11 protein-coding genes are annotated in these 10,083 nt (G+C 59.4%); 9 read left to right on the forward strand and 2 right to left on the reverse strand.

Annotated features, from left to right (window positions below; genetic code table 11):
* Nucleotides 1-19: 19 nt before the first annotated feature.
* Nucleotides 20-2,302 carry a copper-translocating P-type ATPase gene (locus ACODNH_RS02935; protein WP_434530235.1) on the forward strand — a complete coding sequence of 761 codons (2,283 nt, stop codon included), beginning with the start codon at nt 20-22 and terminating at the stop codon, nt 2,300-2,302.
* Nucleotides 2,303-2,623: 321 nt separating this feature from the next.
* Here the strand turns inward: ACODNH_RS02935 and ACODNH_RS02940 are convergent, their stop codons facing one another.
* Together ACODNH_RS02940 and ACODNH_RS02945 are read right to left on the reverse strand one after the other, a co-directional pair.
* A complete protein-coding gene (locus tag ACODNH_RS02940; RefSeq protein WP_434530236.1) occupies nt 2,624-3,511 on the reverse strand; it encodes a hypothetical protein in 888 nt (295 codons plus the stop codon).
* Between the two features lie 53 nt (nt 3,512-3,564).
* Entirely contained in the window at nt 3,565-3,861 is a 297-nt protein-coding gene (locus tag ACODNH_RS02945) for a PadR family transcriptional regulator (protein ID WP_119712811.1), read from the reverse strand.
* A 136-nt stretch (nt 3,862-3,997) separates the two neighbouring features.
* Here ACODNH_RS02945 and ACODNH_RS02950 point away from each other — a divergent pair, with 136 nt between their 5' ends.
* The 8 genes from ACODNH_RS02950 (at nt 3,998) to ACODNH_RS02985 (ending at nt 10,081) form a co-directional block, all read left to right on the forward strand.
* The gene (locus tag ACODNH_RS02950) at nt 3,998-4,165 is read left to right on the forward strand and encodes a DNA-binding protein (protein WP_004048632.1); all 168 of its coding nucleotides are present in this window, start codon (nt 3,998-4,000) and stop codon (nt 4,163-4,165) included.
* Between the two features lie 76 nt (nt 4,166-4,241).
* Nucleotides 4,242-5,294: an exodeoxyribonuclease VII large subunit gene (xseA, locus tag ACODNH_RS02955; protein ID WP_119712813.1), complete on the forward strand. Its 1,053-nt coding sequence runs from the start codon at nt 4,242-4,244 to the stop codon at nt 5,292-5,294.
* A 2-nt stretch (nt 5,295-5,296) separates the two neighbouring features.
* Entirely contained in the window at nt 5,297-5,479 is a 183-nt protein-coding gene (gene xseB / locus ACODNH_RS02960) for an exodeoxyribonuclease VII small subunit (protein ID WP_119712814.1), read from the forward strand.
* A gap of 202 nt (nt 5,480-5,681) precedes the next feature.
* Entirely contained in the window at nt 5,682-5,930 is a 249-nt protein-coding gene (locus ACODNH_RS02965; RefSeq protein ID WP_049987855.1) for a hypothetical protein, read from the forward strand.
* Between the two features lie 6 nt (nt 5,931-5,936).
* Nucleotides 5,937-6,359, forward strand: coding sequence for a hypothetical protein (locus ACODNH_RS02970; RefSeq protein WP_119712815.1), 423 nt, complete (start codon nt 5,937-5,939; stop codon nt 6,357-6,359).
* A 28-nt stretch (nt 6,360-6,387) separates the two neighbouring features.
* The gene (locus tag ACODNH_RS02975) at nt 6,388-8,124 is read left to right on the forward strand and encodes a hypothetical protein (protein ID WP_119712816.1); all 1,737 of its coding nucleotides are present in this window, start codon (nt 6,388-6,390) and stop codon (nt 8,122-8,124) included.
* Between the two features lie 2 nt (nt 8,125-8,126).
* A complete protein-coding gene (locus ACODNH_RS02980; RefSeq protein WP_119712817.1) occupies nt 8,127-8,963 on the forward strand; it encodes a hypothetical protein in 837 nt (278 codons plus the stop codon).
* A 2-nt stretch (nt 8,964-8,965) separates the two neighbouring features.
* Nucleotides 8,966-10,081 (forward strand): hypothetical protein, encoded by a 1,116-nt coding sequence (locus ACODNH_RS02985; protein ID WP_434530237.1) that lies wholly within the window; start codon nt 8,966-8,968, stop codon nt 10,079-10,081.
* Nucleotides 10,082-10,083 lie beyond the last annotated feature (2 nt).

A 10,083-nucleotide genomic window follows, 5' to 3' on the forward strand; every position in this document is an offset into this window, starting at 1 on the left:
TCTACAGAGAATATGGGCTATGGACGACCACAAAGATACAAATGAGAATCCCCCTGGAGGGGAACACCAGCAGGACGACAGCAGTCACCAGCACGAACACGGCGAGCAGGATGAATCGGACGCCGAGTCGGACGAGCAGCGGGTAGAACAGGAGCTACTGGAAGAAGAGGCACACCCTGCTGCGGAGAGTGAGACTGTGCTCGACGAGCAGCACGAGCACGCTGGGCACGAGGGCGAAGGACACGACCACGGTTCCCATGAGGGCCACGGTGAGGGGCATGGCGGGATGCACGAGGGCCACGAGCAGATGTTCCGCCGGCGCTTCTTCGTCTCGACGCTCCTGTCGATCCCAGTCCTGCTATACAGCGAAATGCTGCAGGAGTGGCTCGGGTTCTCCGTCCCCGCGTTCCCGGGCAGCGAGTGGATCAACCCCGTCTTCGCGGTCATCGTCTTCGCGTACGGTGGGATGCCGTTCCTCCAGATGGCGGTACCGGAGCTGAAAGATCGGTCGCCGGGGATGATGACGCTCATCTCGATGGCGATCACCGTCGCGTTCGTCTACAGCCTCGCGAGCGTGGTCTTCCCGACGCAGTCGGCGTTCTTCTGGGAACTCGTCACCCTGATCGACATTATGCTGCTGGGGCACTGGATCGAGATGCGGTCGGTGCGACGGGCCTCGAGTGCGGTCGACGAACTGGCGAAGCTGATGCCGGACACCGCCGAGCGGATTACCGACGGCGGCGACACTGAGGAGGTCCCGGTGAGTGAACTCTCCGAGGGCGACCTCGTACTCGTCCGGCCGGGTGCGAGTGTCCCTGCTGACGGCGTCGTCGAAGAGGGAGACTCCGACGTCAACGAGTCCATGATCACGGGCGAATCGAAACCGGTCTCGAAAGACCCCGGCGACGAGGTCATCGGTGGGACGATCAACGGCGACGGCAGCCTCCGCGTGCGCGTCGGTGCGACGGGCGAGGAGACGACGCTCGCGGGAATCATGCGCCTCGTCGAGGAAGCCCAGCAGAGCAAATCCAAGACACAGGTACTGGCCGACAGAGCGGCAGGCTGGCTGTTCTACGTCGCCCTCGCGGCGGCAGTCGTGACAGCAATCGCGTGGACGCTCGCGGTCTCATTCGACGCAACGGTCATCGAGCGCGTCGTCACAGTGCTCGTCATCGCCTGCCCGCACGCACTCGGGCTCGCCATCCCCCTAGTGGTCGCAATCAACACGTCATTGGCGGCTCGCAACGGGATGCTGGTCCGGGACCGTATCGCGATGGAGGAGGCGCGGAACCTGGACGCCATCATCTTCGACAAGACGGGGACGCTCACCGAAGGCGAACACGGCGTCGTCGACATGGCGACCGTCGAGGGCGTGGAAGAGGACGACGCTCTCGCGCTGGCAGCAGCCGTCGAAAGCGACTCCGAACACATGATCGCGCGAGCCATACGCGAGGCCGCCGACGAGCAGGACCTCACCGCACCTGACGCGACCGACTTCGAGGCGATCAAAGGCCGGGGCGTCCGTGCGAACGTCGACGGAAATGAGGTGTACGTCGGCGGGCCAAACCTGTTAACCCAACTCGATAGCGAGATACCCGACCATCTCCGCCGCTTCGCTGACGAGGCGGGACAGAACGCTCAGACGGTGGTATACCTTGTTCGTGAAGGCGAGCTGATTGCCGCGTTCGCGATGGCTGACGTAATCCGTGAGGAGAGTTTCCGCGTCGTCGACGCGCTCCACGATCTAGGCATCGAGGTGGCGATGTTGACTGGGGACTCCCAGGATGTCGCCAACGCCGTCGCCGACGAACTGGGCATCGACACGGTGTTCGCGGAGGTCCTCCCCGAGGATAAGGACGAGAAAGTCCAGGAACTCCAAGACCAAGGGAAGCTCGTGGGGATGGTCGGCGATGGTGTGAACGACGCGCCGGCGCTGACGCGGGCCGACGTCGGTATCGCGATCGGGAGCGGCACCGACGTCGCCGTCCAGTCGGCGGACGTCATCCTCGTCCAGAACAACCCGATGGACGTCGTTCGGCTCGTGAAACTCAGCAAGGCGAGCTACCGGAAGATGCAGGAGAACATCGTCTGGGCGGCCGGCTACAACGTGTTCGCGATTCCGCTCGCAGCAGGCGTCTTGGCACCGATCGGGATTCTGCTCTCCCCCGCTGTGGGTGCGCTCCTGATGTCGTTGAGTACGGTCATCGTCGCCATCAACGCACAGTTGCTCCGACGCGTGGACCTGTCCATCCCCGAGCTTCCAAGCGGGACACCAGCGACCGACGCACAACCTGCAGACTGAAACGCTCTCGATCGCTTCGGAGCTACTTTCAATTGAGTTCGGTTGATGGACAGCAAATGGCGACACTGCGTAATTTCGGTGGGTATCGCTACGCGGTCACCGATTCCACAGTTTTCCCGAGGGGTACGTAGTTCGGTATACACAGACGCTTCCTCTGATGGGCGACATTGTTGCGCCAGCACTAGGTTTATACCGTTAGACGGACTTCATTCCGATATGAGCCTCGAAGAGACGGTTGACTACCTCGCCGAGGAACTCGACCTCGAGCGAAGTGAACACGTCCGTGAGGTTGGTCAGTCGGTCGCCGAGCTTCGCGACTGATCAAAACATTTCTCTGAAGTCCCGTTCGACCAGTCCGTTCTCCAGATACGTGATGAACTCTTGTTTCGTTGGTCCTTGACGGTCAAGTAGATCGTCCCGTCCTGCTCGTTCGAGAACTGCCTGCGCGAAGTCCGTACAGTGAGATTCGTGCTGCCCAGCATACTCTGTGAGGGCTTCTCGCCAGTGCATATCCAGCTCGAACTCGGCTAATCGGATTTGGATCCCATCTTTCCGTTCGACGAGGTCGACGTCCAACTCTTCGAGTTGCTTGAAACGGAGGTTGTTCCGGCGGACCGTGATGAGCCGTTTGGAATCGACGATATAGGGATCGACCCACTCTCGCCAGGAATCGTCGTCGACGTGCGTTCGTGGCATCTCAAAATCCGGGTCCACACTCTCAATACAGAACTGCAGCATCGCGATGCCAGTTCGATGATTCGCATTCGGGAGGGAATGACGGAGGATCAAATTCGACATCACCTCTCCAGAGACGGTCGGAAGTGGTGCTCCCCAGGAGACGTGATCGAGTGCCTGCTGGACCTTTTGCGGTTCGAACTCCTTGTAGAGCCGGAACTCATCCTCATCTCGAACATCGACCGCGGCTTCGAGCAACTCTACTAATCGGAATGCGACAACCTGCCCAGCACGGGGGAGGTCACGAATACGGTCGCTCAGCCATTCCTGATCGAAGTCGATGTCTTGGGCAGATTCGATCTCTGAATCGCCTTCGTAGAGCGCATAGACTGGAGCTTCGAAGGGGTACCCGATGAGCTTTGTCGACTCGTCAGATTGCTCTCGCTGAGACCGGATTTCTGCTACCGATGCCGAGCTATATTTGAGTGAGAAATTCTCGGCCTGTGGGTGGTGATAGAAGACGAGCCGAGCCATCTTACTGTGGATTCGTGGGAAGTGGGTAAAGCAGTCCCGCTTTTATAATGATTCTACGACGGAGTGGGTGCGTTCACGTCTTCTAAATACTGACTTTCCCACTCACGTCGCGCCTCGATCTCCCGCAATCCGCGTTGCGTGACCGTGTACACGTTCGTCCGCTTGTCGAGTTCACCCTTCTCGAGCAGTCCTTTCTCGACGAGGTCGTCGAGATTCGGATAGAGGCGGCCGTGGTTGATTTCCTGTTCGTAATAGTCGTCGAGTTCGTCCTTGATTGCGAGCCCGTGTGGTTCCTCGAGCCCGGTGGTTACGTACAAGATGTCCCGCTGGAACCCAGTCAGATCGTGCATCTGTCTGTTTCCCGTTTTTGAGGGGTGGCATATGTTTTCTCTGGTACTCAGAGGCGAATATCCGATACGACAGGGTGGAAATTCCACTTATGAACTTCGAACATTTATATAGCGGACAAGAGAAGTCCGCGATGGAATGTCTGACCTAATCGTCAAAGCAGCCGTGAAGGACGCACTCTCGGACCACAACGTCTCGGCAGATTTCTACGACGCCCTCAACGAAGAGGTCGCCGAACTGCTCGACGACGCCGCAGAGCGTGCCGAAGCGAATGACCGGAAGACGGTCCAGCCCCGCGACCTGTAGGCCCGCTTAGCGTAGCCAACCCCCGTCACTCGAACGTAGCTTTTTGAGGTTCCTGTACAGAAGTTAGGAAACGGAGATGGCGGACGCACCGGATACCGAACGGCAGGCGGTCGACCCCGACGCGAAAGAGGTTCTCAGCGTGTCACAGCTAAACGACCGGATCGCGTCGGTCGTCCAGGACACGCCTGCCCTCAACGGCGTCCGTTGTATTGGCGAAGTCACTGACCTCCACCAGAACAGTACGGCGCTTTACTTCACGCTCACCGACGGCGGCGCCGAGCTCCCCTGTATGATCTGGGCGAACCGCTACCGGGAGATGGACGTCGATCTCGAGGACGGGACTGAAGTCATCCTCGAAGGCGATATCGATTACTGGACCGAAGGTGGGAAAATCGACCTCAAACCGTGGAAGGTGATCGTCGTCGGCGACGGCGATCAAGCAGCTGCTGTCGAACGACTGCGAAGTGAACTCGAAGAGCGTGGCTGGTTCGACGACGAGCAGAAACAGCGCCCGCCGGCGTTCCCAGAGCGGGTTGGGGTCGTAACCTCCCTCCGTGGCGATGCCCGCTATGACATCCAGAACGCGATTCACGAACAGGACCCTACCGTCGACATCCTGGTGAAGGACGCCACCGTCCAGGGGTCGGAGGCGCCCACGTCCATCGCGAACGGCATCCATCATCTGGACCGCTCCGAGGACGTCGACTCAATCATCGTCGGCCGTGGCGGCGGGAGTGATTCGAACCTCCAGGCGTTCAACACCGAGCGGGTCGCGGAAGCTATCTTCACCGCGAACACCCCGACCGTCACGGCGATCGGGCATACTGACGACCGGTTAATCGCAGATCAGGTCGCGGATGTGGCAACGATCACGCCGACGGCCGCTGGCGAGTATATCGTGAATTCCCGCGAGGAGTTCTTCGCGGGCGAGGTCAAGCCGCTGGCACAGCAACTCGACGCTGCGTACGAAACCTTCCAGCAGGAGCACGAACATGAACGAGAGCTTGCTGAAGCAGTCGACGAGGCGGCCGTACCCGAGGGCCTCCCGCCGGTCTACTACAAGGCCGCAATCGCTGTGCTGTTGTTGCTGTTGTTGGCCATCACTGGGCTTTGGTTGGGGGTGATCTAAGCGTGGCAAACGACCAAGAGATCCACGACCGGCTGGCCCGTGTCGAAGAAATCATTGAGCAGCTCGATGCGGACGAGTGTGACCTCGATGAAGGGACAAGGCTCCACGAGGAAGGTCAGGAACTCTTGGCCGAGGTGCGAGAAATCCTCGACAACGGGCGTGGAGAGGTCGTGGAACTCGAGTAGAGGCCATCCTAACCTTAACCAACAGACAACGGCATCTAACCCCGTTGTTGGTTAACGGTACCTTTGCAAGGTGAACGGACTCTCCGGTTATAATTTACTTTAGATTTTTGCGCCAGTTGGTGGCCAGAAAGCATATACCGATCTTCTAGCGATCGCACCACCATGGACCGGGGCTCAACCGGTGCATACCCACCCCGCACATATGATCACACGGGCAGTCACCATCGAAGACATCGATGATCTGTACCTGACGTGGAACAGCCATATCAACGGTTCCGCCCTCTATCGCCGCGCCCTCCGAGATGAGATGGAGCTTCGCGACGTCGACCCCGACGAGCTTCGAGATCTCTTCGAACGGGCCCGCGAACAGGGCTACACGAAAGACGAGATCGTCGACGAGACCAACCGCTACGCTGATCTGAAAGCACTCGTCGACGACGCAGAGGAGTAACCCGCTATGTCACAGGACAATACGCCCTCCGAGACGGCTTCGAATCGCGCTGAAAGCCAGTCCACGGCATCGAGTAGGCTTCCCAGGCAAGCTATGTTCATCGTCGTCGCCCTGAGCCTGTTCGCTGTGGAACCCGCCGCCGCACAGACGAATGCCGTCTGTAGTGCGGACAACCTTCCCAGCATGATCGAGGGCTTCTTCCAGCTTACCACGGCGCTGGGCATTGTCGGCCTCGCAGTCGTGTGGCAGGCTGACTCCCTTATCGAGATGTTCACGATCACGCCCGAGCAGAAGAAGGGCCTCAAGCGGCACAAACGGTCGGCGATGAAGTCCGCGGTCGTCCTCGTCGCCCTCGGCCCACTCTACACCGTCGCTGGATCGATGATGAACCTCCCGCTGGCGCAGTGCGTCGACCTCGCCCCCTGGTAGGCGACTACCATCCCCGTCGCGAGCCCCCATGACACAACGAGAGCTCTCCGTGCTAATGGCCGCCCTGTTCGTGACGAGTTTAGTCACAGGTCTCGTCACTGCAAGCCCGCCACGGCCAGGCACGGAGGGAAATGGGCTCACTGAGAATGAATCAGCGACGCTGTGGTCTCGCGACGCGGACAACTACATCACCCAGGAAGAGTACCAGCAGCGCTACGGCGAGAGCCGGACCGCGATGCACCAGCTCGCAAACGGGACGGACATCACGTTCACGCGCCCGCCGGCGACAGCTGCAACGTGGACGCGAAACGATTTCGCTGATCTCGAAGCCGGTGGGTCGGATACGTCCGTGCATCCGCGCCACGCGTCGCTCGAAGATGGCGTGTTTATCGAGGACGCCCACGCCACGGTGTTCGCAGTACAGCCGTCGACGCGAGGTCACTTGGAGTCGGGTGACACACCGCTCTATATCGCGCCGAACGGCACGATGCGGGGGTTCGTCGACTATCGCGTTCGCGTCCCGAACGGAAGCTCTTCGGGGAACACGACGATCGAGTGGTCGCTCACGAGCAACGAGGTCGAGGAGGTTCGATTGCAGAAGGACGGCGAAACCATCGTCGAGCGCGACGGCTCGCACACGCCGGCCCTCGACTACCAGATCGAGGATGACTGGAGTGCAAACCTCACGCTTGAAGCCGAGATCAGCGTCCGGTTGAAGAAGACCACGCGAATCGACCGAGGCGACGAGACCGATGTCGAGGTCACGTACCGAACCGAATCGCTCAACGTCTCGGATTCGATCGCCGTCGAGATCTACGACCTCTCGGCGTACCCCTACTACGCCGAGTACCCCAATGGTGACGCCGGTCTGGCTATCTTCCAGTCCAGACCGTGGCAGGGGTACACGCTCACGGAAAATGGAAGCGCACGAGTGCGTGGCGTCTGGCGGTTCTACACCGCACGGAACACCAACTGGGATACACTCGTCAGGTCGAACCGGACCGACAGCGCCACCGTCGAGTCTGACGCGATTCCGGTCTATGTTCACGCGTATCCGTCGCGAATCGGCCCGCGTGCCGAACCAGTTCGCGATGGCCCAGAGATCATCGACACCTGGGGCACTGACCGACCGTCTCCGGACGGCACTCTCGGTGAGAACATCAACATCGACATCGTCAACCAGTCGTACACGACGACGTACGGTGTTGCGGTTCGCGCCGAGAGCGTCGACCGCGACGCGCTCCAGGTAGCGGGGATCGTGCGGGGTGTGAACGCCTCAATTGTGGCACCTGACGCTGGCTCTGAGCGGCAACTCCGGCGCAGTAATCTGACTGTTGAGGTTCTCCAGCAGAACGAAAGTCAGGCCACACTCCGCATCGAACTCCGAGACAACGAGACCGGCGCACCAATCGTGCTCAGCGATCCCGACCGACGATATCCAATTGGCGGGAGCACTCGCAACGGCTACATCACCATCGCGGAGCAACGTGTCGAGACCAACGCCTCCGGGGTGGCGATCGTGACGATCGACGAGCCGGGCATCTACACGGCTCGGTACCATCCGGGTTCGTGGCTCGGGCACGACCCCGCGTATGTGAGTGCGACGGCAACTGCTCGGTGGCATCCGCTCGGCACCATCGACGGTTGGTTCGCGTTCATTTTCGAGGTCGGCTGGCAGCTCATCCCGTTTATTGTGATGTTCTACGCAGGCAAGCGGATCCTCCGAATGCTCGGTCCAGAAGACATCTTCCAACGGAACCCATAGTCATGACTAGAAACCACCCACACATCAGTCGGCGAACCGCCCTCCGAACAGTCGCAGGTGCTGCCCTCGTAAGCGTCGCTGGCTGTCTGAACGACAATGGCGGTTCTGGGACGCCTGGTGACGGAACGACCTCTCCAGATGGCAACGGCCCACTCACACGTGTCGCTGTCGAGGGGACAACACTCGTCGTCGAACTCTCCGAAGAGACCGACATCGACCAAGTCAACCTCATCCAGCCGAACGGCGAGCTATTCGGAAAGCGTGACGTAGCCGCAGGTGCTCAGCAGGTCTCATTCGAGATTGGCACCGCGTATGCGCCCGGTGAGTACCGCGTACTCGCGTTGAAAGGCGAGGAGACAGTAGTTGAGATCACGACTGAACTCCGCCCCGAGATTCAGATACAGGATGTTGGACTCTATCGGAATAATCCAGATAAGCCGTGGGACGAAGTCTATGGTGAATCCGAGACAGACCGGATCAAGAATGGCGAGGCATTCGTCACGGTAGAGAACACAGGAAGCGGTCCGGAAGCGATAACTGAACTAATCTTCTCCGGGGACGTTCCCAATCCAATTGAGAACCCCAGAGGCAGTGGAATGCACGAAACCGACCGGGTAGTAGTCTCCCCTGGTGAGACGGCCGACCTGTTCAGTAGTTCGTTTCCGTTCGGTACAGAAACTGAGGACGGGATGGGATGCTCCCCAGAAGGGAATAGTGGCCAGTTTACTGTTATCGTTGAGACACGGGTCGGTGGAAATCAGGTCTCAAGCACCTACAACGTTCAATACACTGGTTCCGACGATATGACTGATTGTGAGGTCACGATCACTGAGGTATAACGATGGTCGATCTCATTGATGTCGTCCTTGAGGGTATCAAGGGCGTCGTTGAGTGGTTCATTGGGCTGTTCATGGACGGTCTCAGATCAGGGTATGAAACTCTGACTGAGGGAATGTTCGGGACACCTACTCCAGAGACGAACGGAGCTTTTGTCTTCGGTGAACCAACCAATGCACCCTGGCCAGCGATTCACGATGCTCTCATCGGCGGCGAAATCATGCTGGTTGCCCTCTTGCTCCTCGTGATGAGCGTTCAGGGCCGTCACACGGTTCGGATCTTCAATATTGGAAGTACCTACGAAGCCCGAAAAACGAAGAAGACGGCCTGGGTCGGTGCTTTTCTAATCATTACGTGGTATTGGGTTGGAACTCTTGCACTCTACCTCGTTGACGGATTCACTATCGCCCTGATGCCGGAGCTTTCCTCGGTTACGGAGGCGATGATTGGATTCTTGGAGGTATCTATCACAAACCCAGGGCTGGGACTATTGTTCGCCGTGATTGGTGGAATCTCGATGTGGGCGCTGGAGGCGCTGTTCTACATTCGGATGATTCTGCTGTATGTCTACTTGTACGGAATGCCGATTGCATTTGCACTGGCCTACGGAAACATTCCGGTCGTATCCGATATCGCGATGGGGTTCTGCAAACGGTTTGTCCCGTTGGCTGTCCTGCCGCTCCCGGCAGCGATGGTCCTCAAGGGGTACGACTTGATCTACGGCGGTGGGACTCTCACACCAGGAACAGCGTTTCTCGAATATCTCGTTGCTGCGTCCCTCCCGCTGGTCGCCCTCTACATCACGTGGAAGACGTTCAAATACGCGACCCCGTTGACGGCCAAAGTCGTCGGCGGTGCAACGAAAGGCGCAGCACTCGTTGGCGGTGTCGCCGCTGGAGCCTACGTCGGTGGCGCCGGCGTCGCGACGACCGCCGCTCGGTGGGGGCCGAAAGCCGCCGCTGGCCACGCCGTCGCGCAAAAAGCGGCTGCCCGCGGTGGTCATGGAGGAGACGATGGCGGGACGCCATCGTACCGTCGAACAGAGAATGACCCTGGTGGAGCGACAGCGGAATCGGCGAGTGACGACCATGGGATGGAGTTTGATCGAGGAATCCACTAACA

It is taken from the genome of Haloarcula sp. NS06 (assembly GCF_051122755.1).
GTDB lineage: Archaea > Halobacteriota > Halobacteria > Halobacteriales > Haloarculaceae > Haloarcula.